At 57.6% G+C, this 26,123-nt stretch carries 23 protein-coding genes and 1 pseudogene; 15 read left to right on the top strand and 9 right to left on the bottom strand.

The window, feature by feature from the left end:
* Positions 1-102: 102 nt before the first annotated feature.
* Complete coding sequence (locus HB630_RS27215) at positions 103-852, bottom strand: TetR/AcrR family transcriptional regulator (protein WP_213775806.1); 750 nt, start codon at positions 850-852, stop codon at positions 103-105.
* A gap of 367 nt (positions 853-1,219) precedes the next feature.
* Between HB630_RS27215 and HB630_RS27210 the strand changes: the two genes are divergently transcribed.
* The 4 genes from HB630_RS27210 (at position 1,220) to HB630_RS27195 (ending at position 5,853) form a co-directional block, all read left to right on the top strand.
* Entirely contained in the window at positions 1,220-2,170 is a 951-nt protein-coding gene (locus HB630_RS27210) for a cyclase family protein (protein ID WP_213775805.1), read from the top strand.
* 16 nt (positions 2,171-2,186) lie between these two features.
* Complete coding sequence (hisD, locus tag HB630_RS27205) at positions 2,187-3,494, top strand: histidinol dehydrogenase (RefSeq protein WP_213775804.1); 1,308 nt, start codon at positions 2,187-2,189, stop codon at positions 3,492-3,494.
* Between the two features lie 115 nt (positions 3,495-3,609).
* Positions 3,610-5,028: an MFS transporter gene (locus tag HB630_RS27200; protein ID WP_213775803.1), complete on the top strand. Its 1,419-nt coding sequence runs from the start codon at positions 3,610-3,612 to the stop codon at positions 5,026-5,028.
* A 57-nt stretch (positions 5,029-5,085) separates the two neighbouring features.
* Entirely contained in the window at positions 5,086-5,853 is a 768-nt protein-coding gene (locus HB630_RS27195; protein WP_213775802.1) for an SDR family oxidoreductase, read from the top strand.
* 308 nt (positions 5,854-6,161) lie between these two features.
* Here the strand turns inward: HB630_RS27195 and HB630_RS27190 are convergent, their stop codons facing one another.
* The 4 genes from HB630_RS27190 to HB630_RS27175 form a co-directional block, all read right to left on the bottom strand.
* Positions 6,162-6,854, bottom strand: coding sequence for a Crp/Fnr family transcriptional regulator (locus tag HB630_RS27190; RefSeq protein WP_346656143.1), 693 nt, complete (start codon positions 6,852-6,854; stop codon positions 6,162-6,164).
* 77 nt (positions 6,855-6,931) lie between these two features.
* On the bottom strand, positions 6,932-7,150 hold the full coding sequence (locus HB630_RS27185; RefSeq protein ID WP_213775801.1) for a hypothetical protein: 219 nt from the start codon (positions 7,148-7,150) through the stop codon (positions 6,932-6,934).
* Positions 7,147-7,824 carry a Crp/Fnr family transcriptional regulator gene (locus tag HB630_RS27180; RefSeq protein WP_213775800.1) on the bottom strand — a complete coding sequence of 226 codons (678 nt, stop codon included), beginning with the start codon at positions 7,822-7,824 and terminating at the stop codon, positions 7,147-7,149. The genes HB630_RS27185 and HB630_RS27180 overlap by 4 nt, the downstream gene beginning before the upstream one ends.
* Before the next feature lie 257 nt (positions 7,825-8,081).
* Positions 8,082-8,318 (bottom strand): DUF1488 family protein, encoded by a 237-nt coding sequence (locus HB630_RS27175; RefSeq protein ID WP_213775871.1) that lies wholly within the window; start codon positions 8,316-8,318, stop codon positions 8,082-8,084.
* 379 nt (positions 8,319-8,697) lie between these two features.
* Here HB630_RS27175 and HB630_RS27170 point away from each other — a divergent pair, with 379 nt between their 5' ends.
* The 4 genes from HB630_RS27170 (at position 8,698) to HB630_RS27155 (ending at position 12,285) form a co-directional block, all read left to right on the top strand.
* Complete coding sequence (locus tag HB630_RS27170; RefSeq protein ID WP_213775799.1) at positions 8,698-9,003, top strand: GlsB/YeaQ/YmgE family stress response membrane protein; 306 nt, start codon at positions 8,698-8,700, stop codon at positions 9,001-9,003.
* A 28-nt stretch (positions 9,004-9,031) separates the two neighbouring features.
* The gene (locus HB630_RS27165; protein ID WP_213775798.1) at positions 9,032-10,123 is read left to right on the top strand and encodes a sensor histidine kinase; all 1,092 of its coding nucleotides are present in this window, start codon (positions 9,032-9,034) and stop codon (positions 10,121-10,123) included.
* Between the two features lie 131 nt (positions 10,124-10,254).
* The gene (locus HB630_RS27160) at positions 10,255-11,190 is read left to right on the top strand and encodes a slipin family protein (RefSeq protein WP_213775797.1); all 936 of its coding nucleotides are present in this window, start codon (positions 10,255-10,257) and stop codon (positions 11,188-11,190) included.
* Between the two features lie 84 nt (positions 11,191-11,274).
* A complete protein-coding gene (locus HB630_RS27155) occupies positions 11,275-12,285 on the top strand; it encodes a fatty acid desaturase (protein ID WP_213775796.1) in 1,011 nt (336 codons plus the stop codon).
* A gap of 149 nt (positions 12,286-12,434) precedes the next feature.
* Here HB630_RS27155 and HB630_RS27150 read toward each other — a convergent pair whose 3' ends face one another.
* Positions 12,435-13,151, bottom strand: coding sequence for a sensor histidine kinase (locus tag HB630_RS27150; RefSeq protein WP_213775869.1), 717 nt, complete (start codon positions 13,149-13,151; stop codon positions 12,435-12,437).
* Positions 13,152-13,298: 147 nt separating this feature from the next.
* Positions 13,299-13,685 carry a response regulator gene (locus HB630_RS27145; protein ID WP_249781075.1) on the bottom strand — a complete coding sequence of 129 codons (387 nt, stop codon included), beginning with the start codon at positions 13,683-13,685 and terminating at the stop codon, positions 13,299-13,301.
* A 428-nt stretch (positions 13,686-14,113) separates the two neighbouring features.
* On the opposite strand from HB630_RS27145, the gene HB630_RS27140 reads away from it, so the two are divergent.
* Genes HB630_RS27140 through HB630_RS27125 form a run of 4 tightly spaced genes read left to right on the top strand, consistent with a single transcriptional unit; the run spans position 14,114 to position 18,963 of the window.
* Positions 14,114-15,046, top strand: coding sequence for a class I mannose-6-phosphate isomerase (locus HB630_RS27140; RefSeq protein ID WP_213775795.1), 933 nt, complete (start codon positions 14,114-14,116; stop codon positions 15,044-15,046).
* On the top strand, positions 15,043-17,328 hold the full coding sequence (locus HB630_RS27135; protein ID WP_213775794.1) for a glycosyltransferase family 4 protein: 2,286 nt from the start codon (positions 15,043-15,045) through the stop codon (positions 17,326-17,328). Before HB630_RS27140 ends, HB630_RS27135 begins: the two co-directional genes overlap by 4 nt.
* Positions 17,329-17,362: 34 nt before the next feature.
* Positions 17,363-18,661 carry a glycoside hydrolase family 130 protein gene (locus tag HB630_RS27130; protein WP_213775793.1) on the top strand — a complete coding sequence of 433 codons (1,299 nt, stop codon included), beginning with the start codon at positions 17,363-17,365 and terminating at the stop codon, positions 18,659-18,661.
* 59 nt (positions 18,662-18,720) lie between these two features.
* Positions 18,721-18,963 (top strand): hypothetical protein, encoded by a 243-nt coding sequence (locus tag HB630_RS27125; protein ID WP_213775792.1) that lies wholly within the window; start codon positions 18,721-18,723, stop codon positions 18,961-18,963.
* Between the two features lie 81 nt (positions 18,964-19,044).
* Here HB630_RS27125 and HB630_RS27120 read toward each other — a convergent pair whose 3' ends face one another.
* Positions 19,045-20,499: a DHA2 family efflux MFS transporter permease subunit gene (locus HB630_RS27120; RefSeq protein ID WP_213775791.1), complete on the bottom strand. Its 1,455-nt coding sequence runs from the start codon at positions 20,497-20,499 to the stop codon at positions 19,045-19,047.
* A 621-nt stretch (positions 20,500-21,120) separates the two neighbouring features.
* Here HB630_RS27120 and HB630_RS27115 point away from each other — a divergent pair.
* Both HB630_RS27115 and HB630_RS27110 read left to right on the top strand, forming a co-directional pair.
* Positions 21,121-21,198, top strand: a pseudogene (locus HB630_RS27115) (BA14K family protein); the annotation flags it as partial.
* A gap of 781 nt (positions 21,199-21,979) precedes the next feature.
* A complete protein-coding gene (locus HB630_RS27110; protein ID WP_213775790.1) occupies positions 21,980-22,198 on the top strand; it encodes a hypothetical protein in 219 nt (72 codons plus the stop codon).
* Between the two features lie 1,705 nt (positions 22,199-23,903).
* On the opposite strand, the gene HB630_RS27105 is transcribed toward HB630_RS27110, so the two are convergent.
* Positions 23,904-24,485 carry a TetR/AcrR family transcriptional regulator gene (locus tag HB630_RS27105; protein WP_213775868.1) on the bottom strand — a complete coding sequence of 194 codons (582 nt, stop codon included), beginning with the start codon at positions 24,483-24,485 and terminating at the stop codon, positions 23,904-23,906.
* Between the two features lie 439 nt (positions 24,486-24,924).
* Between HB630_RS27105 and HB630_RS27100 the strand changes: the two genes are divergently transcribed.
* Positions 24,925-26,109 (top strand): alpha/beta hydrolase, encoded by a 1,185-nt coding sequence (locus HB630_RS27100; protein ID WP_249781073.1) that lies wholly within the window; start codon positions 24,925-24,927, stop codon positions 26,107-26,109.
* Positions 26,110-26,123 lie beyond the last annotated feature (14 nt).

Genomic DNA, 26,123 nt, shown 5'->3' with positions numbered 1-26,123 from the left:
CGAACATCGCCCGGTCGCCCCCTCGGCCCAATTGGAGGAAGATAGAGAGCTCCAACTCCCATCACGTCCTGAAACAGGCACCAGCCTGCAACAATTCTGGAGCTAAAGAAGCTGGACGGAGCGGGGAGGGCTCGTCACCACCATCTCGTGAGGCCATGCCTTCACGTAGATGCCGACAATGTTGCGGATGACGAAATCCTTGTCCGTTCGCGGCGACAGCCCGTAAGCGTACTTGCGAACGCCGTAGTAGAAGATGCTGCCTTGAAGGCTCCAGGCGATCTCGATGTAATGGGATTCGTTGTCGGTCGTGAGCTCGATGCCGCAGAACGTACAAATCTCGACTGCGATCCTCCGTATGATCCGCTCTTCCAGCAGCCTGATGTATGAACTCGTGATTCCGACGTCCCTCAAGCCTGCGAAAAGATATATCCGCATCCAGCCGCGGTTCATGATGACATCGGTATAGCGCGCGTAGAACTCGACAAGCCGCTCTTCCACAGGGCGCGAACGATCGATCAGCAGGTCGTCCCAGGAATCATCCCATACGTCGAGGAAGACGCTCTTATACACCTCGTCTACCAGGTCCTTTTTGGTTTTGAAGTACTTGTAGAGTAGCGGCTGGGTCGTTCCCAGATGGTCGGCGAGTTCGCGCGTCGTGGCCGCGAAGCCCGATTCCGCAAAGAACTCGGCCGCTTTCCTTACAATAAGCTTGCGACGTTGTTCAAAGGGAAGACGCTTGGTCTTCTGCGAAGCGGACCGAGCGCTCGGCTTGGCACCGCTGCTTTTCCCGCCGGACAAAGGATTGCGCCTTCTTTCCGGCGCCTTCTTCGATTCCTTCAACGTCCGTCGCATTAAACGGCATCCTTAGCTGGAATGGTCTGCGCGGAGCAGGCGGCGCACGAGTCCGAAAAGATATGGCCTTTATCACACAGGCCGACGCAAGGACAAACCGTGCGATGGAGGCCGGCCGCTCTCCGGCAGCGGATGCCGGTCTCGTATGATCGAACGTCTTAGACCGGCTAGATCCACAGGCAATCCCCGGTCGGACGGCTCGGCATGCAGCCGGAGGCCCCGGCCGCCATTCTTCTTTTTAATTGATCAATCGATAACGACACAGAAAGTGAAATTGTGCAGTGCATCACTACATTTCAGCTTGATGATGTGCTTCTAGCTATGTAAGTTATCAATCGATAAACAACGGACGTTAGGGAAGAAGCTCATGAAGGTTGACCGCGCCGCTATTTATGAAGCCGCAAAGAAACTCTCGAACTGGGGACGATGGGGTTCCGACGACCAGATCGGTACCTTGAACAACGTGACGCCGGAAGACATCGTCGGTGCCGGGCGGTTGATTCGGAAGGGGCGGGTGTTCGCGCTCGGGCTGTCTCTGAAGGAGCCGATTCAATCTGGTCTCTTCGGCGGCCGCTGGAATCCGATTCATACGATGCTTGCGACGGGCACGGACGCGAAGTCCGGCAATCAGGACGAGCCGGCACCGTACCTGCGCTATGCCGATGACGCGATCAATATGCCCTGCCAGGCGTCGACCCAATGGGACGCACTCTGCCACATCTTCCTGGACGACAAGATGTACAATGGCTTCGACGCGTCGCTGGTCGACGCGCGCGGCGCGAGGAAGCTGGGCATCGAGCAGGTCCGAGACAAGATGGTGGGACGCGGCGTTCTCCTTGACGTGGCCCGGTTTAAGGGAGTGGATTCGCTCGACGATGGATACGGCATTACAATCGACGATCTGAATGCCTGCGCTGCCGCGCAGAAGGTGCAGGTCCGCAAGGGTGATTTCGTAATTGTGCGCACCGGCCACCAGGAGCGCTGTCTCGCCAAAAAGGATTGGAACGGATACGCGGGCGGCGATGCACCGGGCTTTGCTTTCGAGACCTGCTATTGGCTTCGCGAGAAGGACGTCGCGGCCATCTGTTCGGACACATGGGGGTGTGAAGTGCGCCCCAACGAAACGAACGAGGCCAATCAGCCATGGCACTGGGTCGTCATTCCCGCTCTCGGGATCTCGATGGGGGAGATTTTCTACCTGAAGGAATTGGCGCAGGACTGCGCCGAGGACGGCGTCTACGAATTCTTCTTCACCGCGCCTCCGCTTCATTTGCCCGGAGGCGCCGGATCGCCGATCAACCCTCAGGCAATCAAGTAGAAGCGGGAGAAGCAGTATGGTCGAGTATCTCAAGCGAGGGCGCGACGCGGCGTTGCGTGCCGAGGACCAGGCAAAGGTCCGGGCTACGGTCGAGGGAATCTTGAGCGATATCGAACTGCGCGGTGATGTCGCGGTGCGCGAATTATCGGTGAAGTTCGACGGCTGGGACCGTGAGGATTACCGGCTGACCTCGTCCGAAATCAAGGACTGCGTCGGCCAGCTATCCTCGCGGGATATCGAGGACATCCGCTTCGCGCAGGAGCAGGTGCGCAATTTCGCTCAACATCAGCGCAATTCCATGCTGGACATCGAGGTGGAAACGCTCCCCGGCGTGACGCTGGGACACAAGCACATCCCGGTGAATTCGGTGGGGTGCTATGTTCCGGGCGGGAAATATCCGTTGCTCGCTTCGGCCCACATGTCGGTCATCACCGCGAAGGTTGCCGGCGTCGACCGTATCGTGACCTGCGCGCCGCCCTATCACGGCAAGCCCGCGCCCGCCATCGTCGCTGCGCAGCATCTCGCCGGCGCCGACGAGATCTACTGTCTTGGCGGAGTCCAGGCCATCGGAGCGATGGCGATCGGAACCAAGTCGATCGGGGCGGTCGACATGCTGGTCGGTCCCGGTAACGCATTCGTCGCCGAAGCCAAGCGGCAGCTGTTCGGGAGGGTCGGGATCGACCTGTTCGCCGGACCTACCGAAACCCTGGTGATCGCCGACGAGACTGTCGACGGCGAGATGTGCGCGACCGATCTATTGGGGCAGGCGGAGCACGGCCCGAATTCGCCCGCCATCCTGCTCACTAATTCGAGGAAGCTGGCGCGCGACACGATGTCCGAGATACAGCGGATTCTCGCCATTCTTCCCACCGGCGAAGTCGCCGCCAAGGCGTGGGACGAATACGGCGAAGTGATCGTCTGCGAAAGCGAACAGGAGATGGTCAAGGAAGCGGACCGGATCGCATCGGAGCATGTCCAGGTCATGACCCGCGATCCCGACTACTTTCTGAAAAATATGACCAACTACGGCGCGCTGTTCCTCGGGCCGCGCACCAATGTCGCGTTCGGCGACAAGGTGATCGGTACCAATCACACGCTGCCGACGCTCAAGGCGGCCCGGTACACCGGCGGTCTTTGGGTCGGAAAATTCCTGAAGACGGTCACCTACCAGCGTGTGACCACGGACGCGGCTTCCGCGCTGATCGGCGAGTATTGCTCGCGACTCTGCATGCTTGAAGGTTTCGTAGGGCATGCCGAGCAGGCCAACATCCGGGTGCGACGCTACGGTGGCCGCAACATTCCCTACGGGGCCGCGGCCGAATAGGGCCGTCGCCACCGTCAACAGATAAACCGGAGCGGATCGTCCGCTCCGGCCATTGCCCCCAATAATCAGCGCGATCAATCGCGCGAGCGCTGTCTTGTACAGCGGAGGAAACCCCATGTTCGCAGCCCTGGACCGTCAACGTCACCTCAGTCTCAATCAGAAGAAGCTCATTTTTGCCGGATCATTCGGCCTGATCCTCGAGTTCCTCGATTATTTCCTGATCGGTTTCGTCCTCACCTTCCTGGCCAAGCCCTGGCATCTCACCTTCGGAACGTCTTCGGTGATATTGCTGGCGTCCGGCGTCGGATCGATGCTCGGCGCCACGTTCTTCGGCTGGCTCGCCGACAGGATAGGGCGACGCAAGGTCTTCATCTCGACCATCGCATTGTTCTCGGCCAGCACCGGGGCGCTGATCTTCACGCCGGAAAGCGTCACCTATGGCTGGATCTATCTTTCGTTCTTCAGATTTTTGATCGGATTCGGCGCCGGCGGCCTCTATTGCGTCGATCTGCCGCTGATCCAGGAGTTCGTGCCGACATCGAAACGCGGCTCGATCAGCGGCCTGGTCACGGCGGCGGTGCCGATCGGATTCCTGCTCGGCTCGGTCATGGTCGCGTTCCTGGCGCCATCGATCGGATGGCGTGGACTGATGGCGGTGTGCGTCGGCCTGAGCTTGATCACGCTTGCCGCTCGCGCGTGGATTCCGGAGTCGCCGCGTTGGCTTCTCCATAACGGTCGCGCCGACGACGCACGCAAATCGATCGCGTGGGCGCTTCAGGTCGATGCTGCGAGCCTTCCGGCTGTGACGGAGGATGTCAAGGCACGTCAACCGAAGTTCAGCGAGCTGTTCCACTATCCCAAGAGCGTCGCGCTTTCGTGGATTTCGAATCTCGGGATGCAGACGGGATATTACGGCCTGACGCTGTGGTCGCCCACGCTGCTTGTGCAGCTCCTGGGCGTGCCGCCGACCCAGGCGGCCTTCTACATGATCTTTGTGACCGCGGCGGCCTTGCTGGGACGAATAGCATTTTCACTGTTGTCGGAAGTGATCGGGCGACGGCGGGCTGGCATTCTCTGCACCGTCGGAGCGACCGTGATGCTCGTCGTAGCCGCCCTGTTCGGAGGAGCTCTCGCCGCATCCTTTGTCGCGTTCCTGGCGGTGCTGATGCTGGCTTACTTCTTCGGCGAAGGGGGATTTGCCATCGTAGGGCCGTATTCCGCCGAGGTCTGGCCGATGCGTCTTCGCGCAACGGGCATGGGCGCCTCCTATGGTTTCGGCGGCATCGGCAAGATCATCGGTCCGATGGGACTGGCACTGATCGTGGGCACATCGACCTCGTCGGGACCTGCCGCATCGGGTGTCTCGTTTGAGAATGCGTTTTTCTACTTCGCCGCCTGGTATGGGCTGGCCTGCCTCGCATTCATCATCTTCGGGATAGAGACCAAGGGGCGCTCGATCGAAGCCATCGAAAGCGAAATCGAATCCCGGCCTTCCAAGGTCGAGTTGGCAGCGAGCAGCTCCGCCCGAACCTAGATCGTCTTCGTCAACGCTCACCAGGCTCGCGAGCCGGCAGGTGCAACAGGGGTATCGATGACAATTCCCTTCAGGACGCCTTCGTTTCGAATCGACGGGCGCAGAGCGCTCGTGACTGGGGCCGGTCGCGGTATCGGCCTCGGCGCCGCGGGCGCGTTGGCCGCCGCGGGCGCACACGTAACCCTTTGCGCCAGGACTGCGGGCGAACTGGCGGAAGCTGCGGAGGCCCTCCGGCTGGAAGGGCATTCCGTCGATACGCTTCAGCTCGACGTCACCGATCTTGCGGATATGAGAAGGCAGATCGGCGCGCGAGAGCCCTACGAGATTCTGGTCAACAACGCCGGAACCAACCGGCCGAAGCCGATGACGGATGTCCTCGATGAGGACTTCGACGTCATCATGAACCTGAACGTGCGCGCCGCCTACTTCCTGACGCAGGCTGTGGTCCGGCGCTTGCTGGCGGAGGAGCGGCCGGGCTCGATCATCAACATGTCCTCCCAGATGGGACATGTCGGCGGCGCACGCAGGTCGCTGTACTGCGCCAGCAAATGGGCGATGGAAGGCTTTACGCGGGCGATGGCTATCGAACTCGCGCCTTCCGGAATACGCGTCAACACGCTCTGTCCGACCTTCATCGAAACGCCGATGACGAAACCGTTCTTCGATAATCCGGACTTCCGATCCGAGGTCTTGTCCAAAATAAAACTCGGCCGACTGGGGACGATCGAGGATCTGATGGGCGCGATCGTCTTCCTGGCAAGCGATGCATCGGCGTTGATGACGGGGTCGTCATTGATGGTCGACGGAGGTTGGACGGCCGAATAATCCTGGTGAGGCGGCGTTCATCATCCGATATGACGGCCGTTGCTGCGGTGAGCCGCTGTTCGTTCCCGCAGCAATCGCGCGCTGTCCTGCCGCAGCACTTTCGGCACAGCCTCTGCGGCGACGGCCAGATGGCCGCTATGAGGATGAGCATGGCCGCGACGTGAGTTGCGCCATTGCTGCCGGCGCGTCTTGTTTTCCACTCTGCCGGGCGATTGATCGGAATACTTTCTCGACATCGACCATTGCATCGATCCGGGCGGCCCGGTGCTGCATCAGCTTGCTACGCGCGCAAAGAACGATTCCGTTCGTTACTCGTCTTCTTTGATTTGAGGTTTGTCACGCAGGACCGCGTCCAGCAACGAACGGTGAACTTCTATTTTTCCGTTGTAGCTTATGAAGCCCTTCTTTCGAAACTTGTTCATAAAGAAGCTCACGCGAGACCGGGTCGTACCGATCATGTCCGCCAGTATTTCCTGACTGATGGTGACCGGGATAGGTTGAGCGCCTCCCTCTTTGCCGAAATCCGCAAGAAGCAGGAGAAGCCGGGCGAGCCGTCTTTCGCTCGAATTGAATAGCTGATCGATCAAATCGTCTTCAATCCGGCTATTGCGGGACAGGAGGTAGGCCATGAAGTACGCGGAAAACTTCGGCTCTGTCTCGAGTGTGGCAATCATCATGGCTTTCGTGATCGATGTGAGAAGACATTCCTCCATCGCACGAGTCGTCGAGGTGCGTAGCTTTGCCCCATCAAGACATCCTTCGCCAAAAAACTGCCCTTGCGCCAAAATGCCAACGACCGCTTCCTTACCCTGCTCGGACAGCACGGTGACTTTGACTTTTCCTTTTTGAATATAGAAAATGGTTTCCGCAACATCCCCTTGAATGAAAATGTCCTCTTTTTTCTTGCATTTTATGAGCACTTTCCCAGGGCCAGCCTGACCCAGAAAAGCCTTGGGGTTAAACGACGCATTCAATGGTGGATTATGCGGTGAGATGGCCACGGTGTCGGTCCCTGATCAGGCGGGAGCACAACACTCTCAGTCACCGGTAGAAGCTAAGGACGGCGCGGTGATAACCATCAACGAGTCCGCCGCACAAAAGTTCCGTGGCTATCGCTTGTGATGGGCTTGTTGCCTGGAACGGCAACTATAATTTCGACATCAATTGCCGCAGCGTATCGCAGCCCGTGCTGTTTTGCGTATTTCTTCTTGGATAAATTGGCAAACGCAAGATCGATGAAACCGGACTGATGGACAATATCTGCTGCTGGATACCAGCTTGGCGTCGGCAGCTTCACTCGTCCCGCTTTATTTCGGGCTTATCGTACAAGACCGCGTTCAAGAGCGAACTATGAACCTCGATCGTCCCGTTATAGGTGATGAAGCCGAGCTTGCGAAATTTGTTCATGAAAAAGCTGACGCGGGAGCGCGTTGTACCGATCATCTCCGCCAGCGTTTCCTGGCTGATATGTGCCGCAATCGGCTGCGGGGCGCCTTCCTTTCCGAAATTAGCCAGGAGCAGGAGGAGGCGCGCGAGCCGCCTCTCACTTGAGTTAAATAACTGGTCGATCAAATCCTCCTCGATGCGGCTGTTCCGACTCAGGAGATACGCCATGAACAGCTCTGCAAACTTCGGCTCGCTTTGAATCGTCGCCAGCATCGCCTTCTTGGCGATGGAGGTAATCAGGCACTCTTCCATAGCCACGGTTGTAGAGATCCGCACGGGATGGCCGTTGAGGCATCCTTCGCCAAAGAATTGTCCGGGCTCCATGATTCCGACCACGGCTTCCTTGCCCTGTTCGGAGACAACGAAAACCTTGATCTTTCCCTTTTGAATATAGAAAACCGTATCTGCGATATCGCCTTGCGAAAAAACGACTTGGTTCTTGTCAAATTTCAATATGACTTTTCCCTCGCCAACCTTGGCGAGAAAGTCTTTTGGATCAAACGAGCCCTTTGCGGCTTTTGGCATGAAGTTGATGGTGCCTGGTTGGTGTTTCAGCTCAGCATATGCTTGGCGCCTTCCGTTCGGGCGAAAGTGCAGATCTATCTGCCACCAGCATAGCCATAACGGACGGCTGGCATAGCCTTATGTGTTGATGTTCGCCCCGCGGAAAATGCACATGAAATCCTTCACGCGATGAGCTTGCCGGGCTGGATTGACAGATCAACTACCCCGTTTTGGGCAGGCGGCCCGTCGTGATGGAGGCGGGTAGGTCCGGAACGAATCTAGCTGAAATCCGCACCCACCAATTCGTAGCGGCCCTTTCGATCCAGCGAATGCACCGCTGCGGCCGTCTGGCAAATCAGATCGCGATTCTCATCGAATGCACAGAGAAAGCCTTCTTCGTCAGACCGGAGATGCGGTTCCACCCTCTTGAGAGCATCGACGGTGACAAAAAAGGAATATTCAATCGAGGTATCATATCCCCAAAACCGTACGGCCCGTGTCCAGCTCTTTGTCAGCGAAGGGCGACATTCACTGGCGGCGGAATGCCTTCAGATTCCGATATGAACAGAAATAGCTACTGAACAAAGCGGTTGTCCGCGTTGTCCCGATGGTCAAAGTGAAATCTTCGGGACGAATCTGCGTTGCTGGCAGTCAAGCCAATCGGACTTGCCGCACGAGGCCTGAGCATCCACCCAGCAGCCTATCTGTTATTATCGTTCACGCTGAACAAAATTGCACAGATTTTCCGCAAAGTGGTCAACACCTATTAGTGAGCGGCACGTCGCATAAACCAGCGGCACCTGAGCAATTTTGCACAGTATCCATCCTGCCTCAAGGTTTATCGTTGTTACGATGGCGCTACCGCCTGAATTGTCCAATTGTGAGGGCGCAAAAATGAACATATCGGGCGATAGTCTGGTCGTCATATTGGCTGTCGGCATCGCGGCTGGCTGGCTCGCCGGCCAAATTGTCGAAGGCACAGGTCTGGGCCTGTTTGGCGATCTCATCGTGGGAGTCGCGGGCGCCTTCATTGCGAGCTGGATACTTCCACAGCTCGGAATCCATCTAGGCTCGGGCATTGTTTCGGCGATCGTTGATGCCGCGATCGGCGCGATATTGCTTCTTCTGATTATCAGGCTTGTCCACCGAAGAAGCCGATGGGGAGGAATCTGGGGCGGCGCATGGCGGAGGCGCTGGTAGGCGCTGTTGGAAAACATGGAGATGGAACATGATTCCGCAAATTCGGGCAGCTCTGGCGGCGACCACCAAGGACAAACCCTGGCAACCGGCCGACTTCGTTGAGGACGATGCCGCCAGAGCGGTCGCCCAGGGAATTGTCGACACCATTCGCGAACCTCTGCTGGTTCTCGACCGGGATCTGAGGCTGATCGCCGCGAGCCGCGCCTTCTGTACGACATTCAGGCTCGATATCGGCGATATCCTCGGTAGGCCGCTTTATGAGTTGGGAGGCGGGGAGTGGGACATCCCCCAGCTTCGTTTGCTGCTGGGCCAAATCATACCCGAGCAAGGAGCTATGGAGAATTACGAAGTCGAATATGACTTTCGGCTGCTCGGGCGACGAACGATGCTGCTGAATGCGCGGGAAGTATTTTACAAGGGCGAGTCCCCCGCGAACATCTTTCTTAGCATTGAAGATGTCACAAGCAAGCGTCTTCTGGAACACGAGAACGCTGAGTTGATCCGGCAGAAAGACATTCTGCTCGACGAAATCTACCATCGCGTGGCCAACAGCCTGCAAATCATTGCAAGCATCATTTCCATGAAAGCCAGAAAGGTCACTTTGGCCGAAGCGAGGCGAGCTTTGGAGGACGCGCATAACAGGATCATGTCGATCGCAGCCGTGCAAAAGTACCTCCATGTGTCGACCGTGGGCGGGGCCGTCGAATTGATCCCCTATTTGGTGAATCTATGCGAGGCCATCTCCTGTTCGATGATCGGCGATGACCAGGCCATCTTGATTGAAGTCCTTGGCAATGGGGGCAACGCGGACCGTCGGAAGGCCGAGAATCTCGGACTGATCGTCACCGAGCTTGTCATCAACTCGCTCAAGCACGCATTCGGCAATGCAGCGAAGGGCGGGCGCATTGTCGTGACCTACGATTCCGTCGAAACGGAATGGACGCTGTCGGTATCCGATAACGGGAAGGGCAAACAGCAGCGCGCGGGTAATGCCGAAGGCGGGCTCGGCACCGGTATCATCGCCGCTCTCGCCGGCCAACTGAATGCGCTGGTGGTGACCGCGAGCGGTCCCCAAGGCACCTTCGTTTCAATCGCCCATCACGCCGCAAGAAACGCCTGAATCGTTTCATGGCTGCAATGGAAAACAGCGGGCTTCCGTCCCGAGGCTGAGCAATATTGCTCAGTAAAATGCCAAAACAGGGATTAACGTGGCGCTTGGGACGGCCTCGAGAGTTGGAAGCCGCAATAACAATGAATCCGATCACCGTATTTCTAACGATCGCTTGCCTTGTCGTCGGCGCGGCCCTTGGTGCGACGGGTTATCTTGTCGTGGGCGTCGCTTTCGTGGTCGTCGCGATTATCATCGCTTCCGCCCTGAAGATGGCGAACGCCTGGCAGAAATTCGTTATTCTGCGCGCCGGCAAATTGCGTGGCGTGAAAGGGCCCGGACTTTTCTTGATCATTCCAGTGATCGACAACGTCGTGGCCGTCATTGACGAGCGTATTCAGACCACTGCTTTCAGTGCCGAGGAGGCCCTGACAAAGGATACGGTTCCGGTGAACGTGGACGCCATCATTTTCTGGTTCGTCCATGATGCGCAGAAGGCGGCTTTGAATATTACAAACTATCGCGAAGCCATCGATCGGGTCGCCCAGACGTCGCTTCGGGAGATGATCGGTTCGTCGATGTTGTCAGCGCTTTTGTCGGAACGGACCGCCGCAGACGACCTGTTGCGCGGCGAAATCGGACGCAAGACGGCGGACTGGGGCATCTCGGTGAAGTCCGTCGAGATACGCGACGTCGCGATCCCGGTCGCATTGCAGGATGCCATGTCACGGCAAGCCCAGGCCGAACGCGAGAAACAGGCACGCGTCATCCTTGGATCGGCCGAGGCCGCGATCGCCGGCAAGTTCGTCGAGGCGGCCACGATCTATGCGGGACAACCGGCTGCCCTGCAATTGCGTGCCATGAATATCATCTACGAGACGACCAAGGAACGTGGTGCCACGATCCTGATCCCCACCTCGATGGTCGACAGCATGAACCCCGTCGTGGCGTTGGCTTTGGCTGGCGGAAATGCGACGGCGCCGGCCAATGCAAATGAGCTTCTGCCGACGAGCAACAATTCGGCACAGAAGATCGCTCTGAAAGGTGAGGGACCAGCACCTGCTTTCCAGGCGACTTGAGGCGCAGCTCACGAAATCCTTGGGGCGCGGGAGTCCATTGCGAGTGGCGGCTCGCTGAAGGGGCATAGGAAACCGGTCCAGAAAATGGTTCATAACCCACCAGAAACCCGCGCGTTGGCGCAGCTGCTCGCCCGTTATCGCGAGCCGAACAGCGCGCGGAGCGTATTCGAGCTGGTGATCACGGCGGCGCCCTTCCTCGTTATCTGGGCCCTGATGGCGGCGGCTCTTGACCACGGCTATTGGATTGGTCTGCTGCTGGTGATACCTGCGGCGGGCTTTCTCGTTCGCCTCTTCATGATCCAACACGATTGCGGCCACGGGTCGTTTTTCCACGGCCGTCTCGCTAATGATTGGGTCGGCCGTGCCATTAGCGTCGTGACCCTGACTCCGTACGACTTCTGGCGACGCAGCCATGCACGTCATCATGCCAGTTCAGGTAACCTCGATCACCGGGGCATCGGCGATATTGACACGTTGACCGTGCGCGAGTTTCTCGCGCGGCCTCGATGGCATCAGTTCCTTTACCGCCTGTACCGGCACCCGATCGTGATGTTTGGTGTAGGTCCCACCTATTTGTTCATCTTGCGGCATCGCTTGCCGATCGGGATGATGCGCAGCGGATGGGAGCCGTGGCTAAGTACAATGGGCACGAACGCGGCCATCGCGATTTTGGTCGTCGCGATGATCCGGCTGGTCGGGTTTGAGGCGCTTCTCCTTGTTCACCTGCCGATCACGGTTCTGGCGGCATCTATCGGTGTCTGGCTGTTTTATGTTCAACACCAATTCGAAAACACCTCCTGGTCCCGTGACGACGCCTGGAGTTTTCACGAAGCTGCGCTGCATGGCAGTTCCTACTATCACTTGCCGGGCGTTTTGCGCTGGTTCACAGCTAATATCGGGATCCATCACGTCCATCATCTGTGCAGCCGAATTCCTTGTTATCGGTTGCCGGATGTGTTGCTGGATTATCCGGAGCTCGCTGTTGTTGGACGGATCACTCTGATCGAAAGTCTGCAGTGTGTACGAAGGGCTCTGTGGGACGAGGTGGGACGCCGGCTCATTTCGTTTGGAGAGGCGTCGCGATCTGTCAGGTAACAAGGGACGGGAGCCATTACTGATTGGCTGGCTTGTCCAAGCGTTGCCGGACGCCCTATGTCGCCCATTTGGCTCCGATGAACGAAGGCCCCGAGCGCTCCCTGCTCGGGGCTTTTCTCTTTGCGCTTAAGTTCTCGAAAGGCGCCGCTTCACGTTAAAGGCGGTAGGGGCATGTCGAATGCGTACACGAAGCCGCTGGGCTCATATGTCAAATGCACATCGCCCTTGAGTTGCTCGCCAAGCGTTTCGATCAGCCGCGTCCCGAAGCTGCGCTTTGTCGGAGCCCGAACCGAGGGGCCGTTCCGCTCGATCCATGTCAGGTGCAGACGCTGCGTCTTGGGATCGAGCGTCCGGGCGATCTCGACGCGGCCCGCAGGCACCGACAACGCGCCGAATTTCGTGGTGTTGGTGCAAAGTTCGTTGAAGATCATTGCAATCGCGGTGACGGCCGCTGACGTCAACCGTACATCGGGTCCGGCCATCGTAAATTTGGGCATGTCGGGATTATCGAAGGCCTCGGTGGCGCCGCGAACGACCTTTCCGAGATCCGCGCCGGTCCATCTTGCCTGCAAAAGAAGGTCATGAGCCTGTCCCAGCGCCAGCAGACGGCCTTCGATGGCGTACTGCGCATGTTCGGCTCCCGGCACGTTCCGCAAACTTTGGGAAACAATCGCGCCGACCATCGCCAAGGTATTCTTGATGCGATGATGAAGCTCTTCCAGGATCAGTCTTTGAATCTTATCAGCCGCCTCGTGCTGCTTGGCCTCAATACCGGCCTGAGCCAGCAATCCCTGAGCATCATTTTCGGCTTGCTCCAGCAGCAGCCGAAGGCTGATGTTCTCCGCTGCCAAATCCCGGCGGACGATGCGTTGCTCGAACGGCCCAGATCCAGCCTATCGTTGGTTTGAAACATCAATGACTATACCGTCTCAGAGCGACCCTGGACTAATTATTGCAACGCAATTGCAGCACGATTGGGTGATATATCGCCGCTGCGGCCCGATAATGCGGCATCAGGCTTGATCGATCATGTTCTGCATCTGGGCAATCATGACTTTGGCATCGAGTGGTTTCCCGAAATACCGGCTGCCTGCGGGAATATCGGTGTTTGCCAGTTTCAGCTGCCCGGACACCAGGATGATCTTGATCGGCGGCCAACGCTCATGCACCGCGTGGGCGAGTTTCAGGCCATTCATGCTGCCGGCCATCTGAATGTCAGTGAACATCAACGCGATGTCAGACCTGGATTCGAGGATTGCGATGGCTTGGTCGGCATCCACGGCCTCAACCGACGTGTAGCCGGCGTCTTCCACCATATCGACCGCACACATCCGCAGCAGCGCTTCATCTTCGACGACGAGAACGACCGCTGGGATAGCCGCATGATCCAGGATCATCATTAAAGGTGCTTTCGAAAGTGAACAAAGGAAATGGCCTACGCCTTAGCAAAGAACGGGTATGGGCGCAGAGTTAACATCTCATAGTCCATGTGACCCCGATTAGCTAACAACAATCAGAGATATGGACGCGGTGGGTTACAAATGCACCAAAATCGGGGTGCAAACCTCCGATTGCGAGAGCGATCGCAGGCATGCTCGATTTACTGCCGACAGTTTATCGTAGTTTCGGCCATGTCAGCGCTCTGGCCTTTTATTACCGCAGGCCAATTGCTATTGCGCGCCGGAGTATCCATCTGATGAAACAGTGCATTCGGATCGCCTCGATGGCGCAGATCCCGAATCTCTAAGCTTAGCCATGCCAAAATTTACGGACGGGATCGACCAACGGCATATCGCATCGATATGCGCGTTACGGGACAGGACAACCTATGGCTATCGAATATGTCTCCGTGCAGGTCGTGCGAAAGCCTTGGGGGCTTATCGATCTGCACCCCTGGAGCGACCTTGACGGCTCCGGAGACGCCATCGGGGAGTTATGGTTTGATCGCTCCGATAGACATGCGCCAGTCCCGGCGTTGCTGCTCAAGCTGTTATTTACCAGCGAGCCCTTATCGATCCAGGTTCATCCCAACGACGTATTCGCGCGTGAGATGGGTCTGCCATCCGGCAAGACCGAAGCGTGGTACATTCTTTCTGCAGCGCTGGCCGCACGGGTTGCTGTTGGATTGAAGCGGCATCTCACGCCGCAGGAACTCCATGCCTCGATCAGGGACGGTTCGATTGCCGATCTGGTTCAATGGCGTCCAGTTGCAAAAGGCGATGTCATCTTCGTCCCCGCCGGTACAATCCATGCCATCGGCGCCGGCATTGTGCTTGCCGAAATTCAGCAGCGCAGCGACGTCACATTCCGTCTGTTCGACTATGGAAGGCAGCGCGATTTGCACGAAGACAGCGCTGTAGCCGTCGCCGATGCCGGGCCGGCTCCAGGCCCGTGCAATCCACTCCGGCTCAGCAGCGCTCGAACGGTTCTCGTCGCCAATCAGCATTTCATTCTGGAACGGATTGATCTTCCCGAGGGTTCAAGCTGGGTGCTGCTTGCCAACCCGGAGACTTGGATTCTCGGGCTGGATGGCCAGGCCGCGATTGGGTTGATCGCCGTCTCTGTTGGGCACGCGATGTTCGTCGGCGGCGATCGTACCAGCATTGAGGTTGGTACCAATGGTTTCAGTGGTCTGATCGCCTATCCGGGACCTAATCCAGCGGAGTCCTTGTTGCAGAACCTCGGTAAGCAATCGTCCCATTTTATCGCGCCGGTCGATCTGACCGTCCCGCAGACGGGCCCCATCGAGGCGGACGCATGACGCCGCTCCGCCGCATAGCCATTATTGGTAATTCATTGCCCCGCCGCTGCGGCATCGCAACCTTTACGACCGACCTGCAACAAGCGATATCGACTTCTCGCCCGAACCTGGAGACCTGCATCGTGGCCATGACCGACCATGGTCAGGCCTATGATTACCCCCGTTCGGTTGCATTGCAGATCGAGGACGATACGATCGAGGACTATGTGCGTGCGGCGGACTTCCTGAATGCCGGCCGGTTCGACGCGGTTTGCCTGCAGCACGAATTCGGAATTTTCGGCGGCGAGGCCGGTGCCCACATTCTTGAGCTATTGTCGCGCCTTACCATGCCGGTGATTACGACACTGCACACAGTGTTGGCCGAGCCCACTGCGGTCCAGCGTGCGGTCGTGAAGCGCGTCGTCGGGGCGTCCTCGAAGGTCGTCGTGATGGCCAACAAGGGCCGTGAACTGCTACGCAGCGTCTATCAGGTGCCGGACGACAAAATCGAGGTCATCGCTCACGGCATTCCCGACTTTCCGTTTATTGCGCCGGACGCGGCGAAGGCCAGGCTCGGGTTCAGTGGGCGCTCGGTCATTTTAACGTTCGGCTTGCTGTCCCCCAACAAGGGTATCGAAGTTATGATCGACGCCATGCCGTCGGTGCTGAAGCGACGCGCGGATGCGGTATATGTCGTGCTCGGTGCAACGCATCCAAATCTGGTTCGAGACCAGGGCGAAGCCTATCGAGAGAGCCTGTTGACGCGGGTGCGTGAACTTGGCGTCGAGGATCATGTCGTGTTCCTCGATCAGTTCGTCGATCAGGCTACGTTGCTCGAATTCATTTCGATGTGCGATGTCTACGTCACGCCCTATCTTAACGAAGCGCAGATGACGTCGGGCACCTTGGCCTACAGCTTTGGGCTGGGAAAGCCGGTCGTCTCGACGCCGTACTGGCACGCGCGCGAGCTGCTGGCTGACGGGCGCGGCGTTCTGGTTCCTTTCGGCGACGCGGTGGCGATCGCCGATAAAATCGCGGAATTGCTTACCGATGATCCTCGCCGGCAGGCGATGTGCGTGCGCGCCTACGAAACCAGCCGCTCCATGACATGGGCGCGTACCGCCGAACGTTACTTGACCGCCTTCGCGAGCGCGAGGCAGGGCTACTGGCTCAAGATCATCGCCCGTTCCGATAAGACTTTGTCGGAACCTGAGAAACCCGCTACGCCTGACATGAAGATCGGTCATTTCCTGTCGATGTGCGACGACACCGGACTGTTCCAGCACGCCGTGCATTCGGTGCCGGATCGGTCGCACGGATATTGTGTCGATGACAACGCCCGTGCGCTGCTGTTGGCATGCGCCCTCAACAATCCGGGCGAACAACGTTTGTCGGAAGTTCTGACCGCCCGTTTTGCCGCTTTCGTACAGCATGCGTGGAATCCCGATACCCGGCGATTTCGCAACTTCATGGGCTTCAATCGAGCCTGGCTTGAAGACAGCGGTTCCGAAGATAGTCATGGGCGGACATTGTGGGCCTTGGGCGAATGCGCGGGCAGGGACGCAGGGCCGTCACGCCGCCGGTGGGCCGCGGCCTTGTTTGTCGAAGCGTTGTCGACAGCGGAATCCTTCCGCTCCCCACGGGCATGGGCATTTACGCTGCTCGGTTTGAATTCCTATTGTGCCGCGGCGCCAGATGATCTCCACGCCCAGGAAGTCCGGCATTTTCTCGCCGACAGGATGATGTCGTGTCTGGCGTCGGTCGAGACAAAGGATTGGATCTGGTTCGAGGCAGGACTTGCCTACGATAACGCACGCCTGCCGCAGGCCTTGATACTGACCGGTATGGCAACGCAAACGCCAGCCTATGTCGAGGCCGGGTTGAGATCCCTGCGTTGGCTAATGACACAACAAATGACCCCGGCGGGTCATTTCCGGCCGGTCGGCACGGCTGGCTTCGGCGAACAGCGGCAACATCCGCGCGGCTTCGATCAGCAACCTCTGGAAGCCACGGCGACGATTGCCGCCTGCCTTGTGGCCTGGCGCGCGGAGAGCGATCCGGAATGGAAGGCCATCGCAACCAACGTGTTCGCCTGGTTTCTCGGCAGCAATGACCTGTCTGTTGCACTGGTTGATTTACACACCGGAAGCTGCCGCGACGGGCTGCATCCCGATCGAGCCAACGAAAACCGCGGGGGCGAATCGGTGGTTTCCTATCTTCTCGGCCTGGCCGACATTCGTCAGCTTGCGCGCAGCAACGCGGGCCTGACAAAATCTTCGGCCGTTCAAGCCGTCGAAGCCTGATTTTCACCCCCCATTCCTGTGAACCGAGGGCACGTTGTTGCAAACCACATTCATAAATCGGAAGGCGCTCTATTTGCGTCCCGACCCCGCACGGGTGATCGTGCGTCCGTTCAAACCGGCGACTGAACCGCGCGATTTCAATCCGACCGACAGGACACGGGCAAACCATATAGTCGATCGTGTGCTCGCACTCGATTCCGAAGTCGCTGCCAGCCAACTCGCCGACGTCCTGGAGAATTTCCTTGGCCGCCACCGCAATTTGCTGGCGACGTTTGAAGCCCGAGCCGACGAAATGGAAGAGGCGCTGGAGGCTCACGGCACTTTTTCAAAAGTTCAGCGTCAGTTGATCGGAGCCTATTTTCTCAGTGAGTATTCGTTCGAAGCCTCGGCTTTGTTCAACCCCAGCATCGTGCCGCATCCCGACCAATCAGCCGCTCCGAAAGGCGGCTTGCGATTCGTTCTCAGTCTTCGTGCTGTTGGAGAAGGGCACGTATCATCATTGACGTTTCGCGGCGGCACCATCACTTCCGATGGTAACCTGGAGATCGATCCGACGGCTCGGCTCGCCTCGAGCCCCCGAATTGGAAACCGGATCTCTGGACCGATTGGCGACAATGTCGAGGTGATATTCAGCCCTGACGAGGACATCAGCGAACGTGTTATCTTTCCCGTGACGGAATCCCAGTCAAACGGGATAGAGGACGCCCGTTTCGTTGAATTCGATGATGGGGGTCGAAAGACCTATTATGCGACCTATACGGCGTACAGCGGGCGGGCGATCCGATCCGAACTGATTGCGACGGACGATTTCCTGTCGTTCCGGATGTCGCCGCTGCAGGGGGCGGCATCGCACAATAAGGGCATGGCGCTGTTTCCCCGCAGGATCAACGGCCAATATGCGATGATCGCACGACAGGACAACGAGAACCTGTATCTGATCTATTCGAATGACCTTTACACATGGGAAGACGGCCAATCCATTCTGAAGCCGGAATTTCCGTGGGAATTTGTTCAGATTGGCAATTGCGGGTCGCCGATTGAGCTCGATGAAGGCTGGCTGCTGCTCACCCATGGCGTCGGTCCGGTTCGCAAATATTCGATCGGCGCGGCGCTGCTCGACAAGGAAAACCCCCTCAAGGTGCTCGCGCGTTCGCGCGAGCCGCTGCTGCGGCCCGAACCATCGGAGCGCGAGGGTTACGTTCCCAACGTCGTCTATACCTGCGGGGCCATGAGGCACAATGATCAGATCATTTTGCCATACGCCGTGTCGGACACGTTCTCTAATTTCGCGACCGTCAAGATCTCGGACCTGCTAAGTACGATGACGAGTTGATTGTGTTCTCGCTGAAACGCAAGCGACGGCGTTGTGCCGGTCAGCTGTAAGGAGACCATATGGTCCGCGAAACAAGTTATTTTGTTCAGTCATTCAACGCCGGCAAGGGAGGAGCCCTGAAGGCGGATGCTGCGATAGCGTGCAAATCGGAAACAGGCGCTATCCGAACAGCGGAACGATTGGCATTGAGCAAACTCGGCGTCGTTGCCTTCTCATCCACCGGCGACCCTGAGATGGGTGACTATGATGACGAGCCTACGGTTATCTTCCGCAACGGCCAATTTCCTCCTGCCTTCGACTGAGATACGCGTTGGCACGGTGAGGTCCGTTTGCCTGATCTTCCTTGCGCGGCGATTGGTGCATGGTAGATCCGGCTGGAACCGTTACCCGAGATGAAGGTCCTTTTGCCGGCTTACGTTGCCGCCGTCGCCGCGCTTCAATTGATAAAAAACGAGGGTGGACAAGATGGTGAATCCGCCGAGGACGAGAAACGCCTCATGTAGCCCGTGAATCATCTCGGCCGGATTTGAACGCGATTGATCGGGAATGAAAAACGCGGTGGTGATTCCGGCCGCCGCGACACCGAAACTGATGGACATCTGCTGTATCGTACTAGCAATGGAGCTTGCGTTGCTCGTCTTGTCCTCGTCGATATCGGCATAAACCAATGTATTCATGCTGGTATATTGCAAGGACGTGAAGGCGCCATAGCAGAAGGCTTGCAGCACGATGACCCAGAGCGGCGTGCCAGGCCCGATGGTGGCGAACAGCATCAGAAGGAGACCGAGGACAATGGTGTTGGAGATCAGCACGCCGCGGTAGCCGACGCGGTCGAGGATTTGCGGCATGAGGAATTTCGTGCTCATGGCGGCGACCGCCTGGGGCATGATGAGCAGGCCCGACTGAACGGGTGTGAAGCCGAGCCCGACCTGGTAGAGGAGCGGCAGGAGAAACGGCACGCCGCCGATGCCGAGCCGGGTGAAGAGGCTGCCGCTCACCGCCGCGCCAAAGGTGCGGATACGAAACAGGCCCAGTTGCAACAACGGGAAGGCGGTCCGCGTCGCGTGCAGCCCGTAACCGGCGAGCAGCGTCAATGACAGCGCCAACAGCCCTAGAATCTCGGCCAGGCCCAACGAGTGGTCACCAAATATCTCCAGCACATAGGATAGCAGGGCAACGCCGGCACCGAACAGGATGAGCCCGACAATATCGAGCGGCTTGGTGTCCTGTTCGCGATAGTCGGGCAGATGCAGATAGACCAAAACCAGGCCGACGATTCCAATGGGTAGATTCACGAAAAATATGAATCGCCAGTGCAGATATCCGACGATCAGGCCTCCGGCGATAGGCCCGAGCATCGGGCCGATCAGGCCGGGAATCGCGACGAAGCTCATGGCGCGGATGAGCTCGGATTTGGCAAACGCGCGGACCAGGGTGAGCCGGCCTACCGGCACCATCAATGCTCCGCCACAGCCTTGCAGGACACGGCAGGCGACCAGCAAATGAATGTTGCTTGAGATGCCGCAAAGCACGGACCCGAGCGTGAAGATCCCTATTGCGGACGCAAAAACCCGACGGGTTCCGAAGCGGTCGGCCATCCAGCCGCTGATCGGAATGAAGACGGCGAGGCTCAATGTGTAGCTCGCTAGCACCGACTTCATGCTGAGCGGAGTCACATCAAGGGCCTGAGATACGATCGGCACGGCCGTGTTCAAAATCGTCGTGTCGAGCGATTCCATGAAAAATGCGACGGCGACCAGCCACGGGAGAAGCCGTTTGCTCGAGGCGGACGGCGAGGGTGAAGAGGTACCGATGGGATGCGCTCCGAAACCAACCATCTGTTCTAGTCTCACAATGCAGGCGATATGTCCAAGCAGATGCCTCCGCCTCCCTCCGCGCATCTACGTCGTTTCATCGGATGTCACATGAGCAAAAGAGATCACCGGCGATCCGGAAAATGGATTGCAAGTCCCTGTTTTGGGACAGGATTCCGGAGCCTAATTGCAGCCGGCAGGAACGCTTGTTCTCCGCGCGAGTTGCTGTGATGCGCCACTGAGCGCGCCCACCAGAACAAAGGAAATTATCATGCGGAGAATTATACTTTCATTCGCTACGCTCGCAATTCTCGGGCTGGCTCTGCCTATGGCGGTGCCTGCCGCGAACGCTGCGGGAATCGTCGTCGGGGCAGGGGGAGTCGGCATCGGCGTTGGTGATCATGGCCGCCGCCATCACCGTGGGGTTTCTGTCGCAGTGAGGCACGGTCATCACGACCATCACGCTGATCGGTACTGACTTTATCCGAACAAAAAAATGGCCCCAACAAGGGGTCATTTTTTTGACCTATAACTGAGAAAGAGCTGCCTTCCGCCTTCGGAGCGAATATCGTGACGATCACGGAAATACAGATAACAGCGACTATAAAATTCGATGTTCGAGTATCGATAGAGCCTGGTTCAAGCGCGCAGCGCTATCAGTCCTACGATCCGGCATCGGGTACGTATCTTGGCTATGATGGCCAGCGCCATCCCTGCCAATAAGCGGTTCTCAACTTGCGTGCGGAAGGAGAACGGCGGCCGCGTTGGCCGCCTTTTCGTTCCAAAGGGTCAGGGGACGGATCGACGTGAGGCGTAGCAGGACTGCCGTGTTTAGGCGGACGATTTCGGCGGCCGCCCCCGCCTGGCAAAGGTCAGGCCGTGTCGATCAGCCATATGGCGAAGCCTGCCGGCCTTCTTCAATGCATCTATTCGCTCTGGGCCGGGCGGCATCTGGCGCGCTTCCTCCAGCGCGTCTGCCGCTTTGGCGGCCCGCCTCCACCCATCGGAGATTGGAAGCGCAGTCGAAACCGTCACGATATGGGCGTGGTCACAATTGGTGCAATCGAACGTGCGAATGTTAAAGCCGGATGGTCCAACCGAAGTCCGAGCAAGCACCATCGTCGTATTGCACTTTGAGCAGCGAAGATTCTCGCCGGCGTTCAATTGATTGTGTGGTGAGGAATACGTTTCCGTCATCGATCATTCAACATATTGAAGCTCCGTCCACCCCCGCGAGAGGGCAACGCTTTCGATCACCGGAGATATCGCGAACAGGACGGTGCCGAATCTGGAAGCAATATGCCTTCGTTTACCGGGCGTCGGTGGTCAATATTGCTCAGTCCGGAAAGTTGGATTCATCTGTCCCCCGATCAATAATCATCGTCGTATCAATTCGAGGAATAATCGATGGAATTGCGCAAACGATATTGTGTTCACTTCGTCATGCCGGTGACTTCATTCATGGGCAAAAGCTTCATCGCGTTGGACAACACGGGAATGGCTCATGATAGAATCATCATTGCTTCGGTTTGATCGGGAGTTTGTCCTCACGATGCGGTCGGCGCTGGACGCTGCGGTTCAGAATATCTCGGTGGCCCACCGGACGCCCGGCACGAAGGCAAAAATGGCGCAGCGTATTGTTAAAATTGCTTCGGAGGGGGTTACAGATTCCGAGGAATTAATGATTGCCGCCATTGACGAGGGAAAGGAGCCGGCGGGCTAATAAAATAAGATGTGGTAACGGACTAGAGATCATTCGCTATGGAGAAGAGCCCATGCCGCTATCGCGGCGTGTTTTCCCTTAGGAACCTCAAAGCCGCTTCTTTGCCATTTTGCCAAAAGCAGAACGTTGACCCGCCCGTACCGGGGGGCTGTTTATTCCACGCCCAATGGATGTCGTTCTCAACGTGCCGTTGGGCCGGTAATCTTGGTCTCGGCTTGCTTCGCAATTGGTTGCGAACTCATTTTTTGGCCGTGACCTGTCTAATGATTGTTTCCGAAAGGCTTACAACAAGACCTCTGAGGTATTTATTCTGCTTCTCAAGCTCTTCCAATGCCTCCTTGAAACGGTTCTGGCCATCTAAGACGGGTGGCGGCGGCGAGAAACTATCGTAAGGCGGGGCGTAATCGCCTGGATGTCTGTCACCCTCACGCTTGCCTCGCCTGATCTGATCGAGGCAAGGCGGCCGCCTTTCTTGCGGTCTTGGACGGGTCATCAATTTCTCCTCGGCGTCGTCTCTTCCTTCATTATGCACGGCCACGAGACGGATCAGTGGAACTGGCCTCGGCTAATTTTGAATCTTTCGCTTCAGTGCTCTTCGCCTCAGAGTTGCTGTCAATTTTTTTGATCTCTGGGCGGCTTGCTTAGTGCGAGATCTTTTGGAGCGCGGCGCTAATTCGTCTGAACTGCGACTTTCGACCCTGATGGGCGCCATTACTAATCGCCTCTCGGATGAGATCCGGAGAATAACTAAGTTAATAAACGCGAACGCGGAACATGCTGTTCAATAGAGAACAATTGTCCGGATTTATTTTCGGATATTTCCAGCAATGAGTCAGCGTTCGAGAGGCTAGTCGCATGGCGCAAATAGGGCAGCTATGTTGCCGTAAAAATTTGAGCTGCTGAAAGTGCCTGTTATTCAAGTTGAAATGCTCGTTTCAGACTGACCAATATTGAACAGCGCGGAGGCGATGGGAAAGCCACAGATATTTTTATTACCGCGCGCTACCAGGCCGCGCCGGTCACAGGGTGGTGTGCAGCGCCTGATCCGAGGTGGTTATCATGGCCGCATTGGCTCATTTATTGTCCTGTCGTCCATCAATTCCCCGGCCACATTGCCCCAATTGCCAGACGGAAATGGCGCTCGGTAGAATAATGCCGTCGCGGTCAAATCTGGACTTGCGAACATTTGAGTGCATCAACTGCAATCACGTTGAAAAAGTCATGGTGGCGATTGACCCGATCAACTCTTACACGCTCGGTTGGCTTCTGAGCGAGCTCCAGCCTCCAAAGTGAAATAAGATTGTCGGGGCTGTCTTCATCTTCGTCAAAAATGCGCCGGCAGGACCGGTGTGCGTGGTTTCCGAAGCTGCCTATCCCCACAATCGAACGTTATGTTTCCTATCGCAATTCCGGATTCAGAGAAGACGCGTTTGCCCCAAGCTTACATGCCAGCTCTCCGATATAGTTGGAAGCTACTGGTTCCTGCTTTGGCGATTGCGTTGGGTAGCTACTTTGGCTGGCATCTTTTTTATGGAAACGGCACGGCAGCTAAAGCCCAAGACCGGAACTTGAAAAAACTTGAATGGGCAATGAATAGCTGGATATGAGACGAGGTGTGCGCTCCACCATCGGCTCACCGGGCTTTCCCTATCGCTACAGCGTCCGGATCGACTTTCCACGCCCGAGCGAGAGCATTGGACCCGGATCACCCCTCGGGGGTAGCCCACCTCTGGACACTAACATCCGCCAGCGCCTCGAATATAGCCGGCGTGCGTTCGAGGCGGGCGATCGTTCGCGCGCCTTCGAGGGCGGCTACCAATGCGGCTGCGGTAGAGGATGCGCGCGCAGGAGCGAAACCGCACCCCCTAAAATGCTCCGCAACAATCTCGGTCGAATCAACAAATCCGCGCGCTACCCGTTTGGTCAATTCAGCGTCGAGCGCGGGCAGCTCATTCGCCAGATTTTGCATTAGACATCCATACTGGAAATCAGAGGCGACCATTTCGGCCGCGAATGTGCCGAAAATCTGATGAACGAAATTCAGAGCATCACCCGTCGTATTCGCCGAGATATTCCGCAATACGGCAATCCTACCCGCTACGTAATGTTCGATCGCTTCCTCTGCGAGCTGTGCCTTGCCGCGTGGAAAGTGAAAGTAGAACGATCCTTTAGGCGCACCGCTTTCTTCAAGGATCTGGGTCAATCCAGTCGCAGTATAGCCTTGGATGCGAAACAGTCGTTCGGCGGTGGCAATCGCGCGAGCGCGAGCGTCAGTCTTACGTGGCATGCCGTGAACATAACACGTTTCGCTTGACGTCGCTATGGCGATCACCATACTATGGTGATCGCCATAGCAGGAGTCCGGCGATGCTCCTTTACCAAATCCTAAGCCAAGAAGGTTCGTTCGGTGATGCGCAGCCTACCCAGATCGCGGCAGGAATAAGCAGAGACGAAGCACGCGGGTTTCCTCGTTCACCCTATGCCGAGCGTCTTCGTTTCGGGGCTGATCGTCCTCGATTGCTTGGCCGCCGTGTGAATTGTTCGTCGCGTGCGTTGTCGCTGAAACTGAAGAGAGCGCTTACACGCGGACGGTGCGTTTCGTCATGAGCCATCCAATTAGTTTCAAGCCATCGGCGTCCCGACGAGCCGTCTTGGCGATGGGCGCCGTCAGCCTGGTTGCGGCTTCACTTCGAGCGGCCCGCGCAAACCCCATAGGAGGAACTGATTTGACCACATCAACATATGGCGAGGGAACGCTTCCCAACGGTGTCCGCTCGCGCATGATTCATGGGGTCAACGGCCTCGATGTCCATATTCTCGAGGCCGGTTACGAAAGCCCTGGCCGGCCACTCGCGCTGCTGCTGCACGGCTTTCCGGATTTGGCTTACGGCTGGCGACACCTGATCCCAATTCTGGCTGACGCCGGGTACCATGTCGTGGCGCCCGACCAGCGGGGTTTTGGCCGCACCACCGGTTGGATGAACGGCTATGACGCCCGGCTAGAGCCTTTCAGCCTCTTGAATATGACGCGCGACGCCCTCGGGTTGGTTTCGGCGTTGGGGTATCGGCGTACGGCGATGCTCGTCGGGCACGACTTTGGCTCGCCCGTGGCGGCCTATTGTGCGCTAGCCCGACCTGACGTCTTTCCCTCGGTGGTGCTGATGAGCGCACCGTTCCCCGGTCCGCCGGCGCTTCCGTTCAACACCGCGGAAAGCGAGCCATCGTCGGTTCAACCGAACAATGAAAATCAAAAATTAGCGGCCGCGCTGGCGGCGCTCGATCCGCCCAGAGTGTCTTATCAACAATACTTGAGCACACGGGAGGCGAACGATGACATGTGGCACCCCCCTCAAGGTTTACACGCGTTTCTTCGTGCATTTTTCTACGTCAAGAGCGCTGACTGGCCGGGAAATAAGCCGCATCCGTTGAAGGCGCGAACCGCCATAGAACTTGCACAAATGCCCACCTATTACGTGATGGATCTCGGCAAGACGATGCCCCAGACCGTCGCTCCATTCCAACCTTCCGCCGCCGAGGTCCAGGCCTGCAAATGGCTCACCGAGCCGGAACTTGGAGTGTACACGGAGGAGTATGGCCGCACTGGGTTTCAAGGCGCCCTGCAGACTTATCGCGTCTATTCCGATCCTGACCTGAACGCTGAGTTGCGGCTGTTTTCGGGCAAGACGATCGATGTCCCGTCGCTCTTCATTGGCGGGAAGAGCGATTGGGGTACCTATTCGGCGCCGGGCGCGGTCGATTTTATGAGGACGAAGGCGGCGACGAGGATGGGTGGCATCGAGCTGATCGACGGCGCCGGTCACTGGATCCAACAGGAGCAGCCGGTTCGGCTCAGCACGCTTCTGCTCGCCTTCATCAAGGAAGTGGGTGGGGCGGATCACACCAGCCGTTAGGTTGGGGAATGCCT

This window comes from Bradyrhizobium sp. dw_78 (assembly GCF_018449525.1).
Classification (GTDB): domain Bacteria; phylum Pseudomonadota; class Alphaproteobacteria; order Rhizobiales; family Xanthobacteraceae; genus Bradyrhizobium.
Note: the sequence above shows the minus strand (reverse complement) of the source record. Positions and strands in the feature narration are given on the sequence as shown.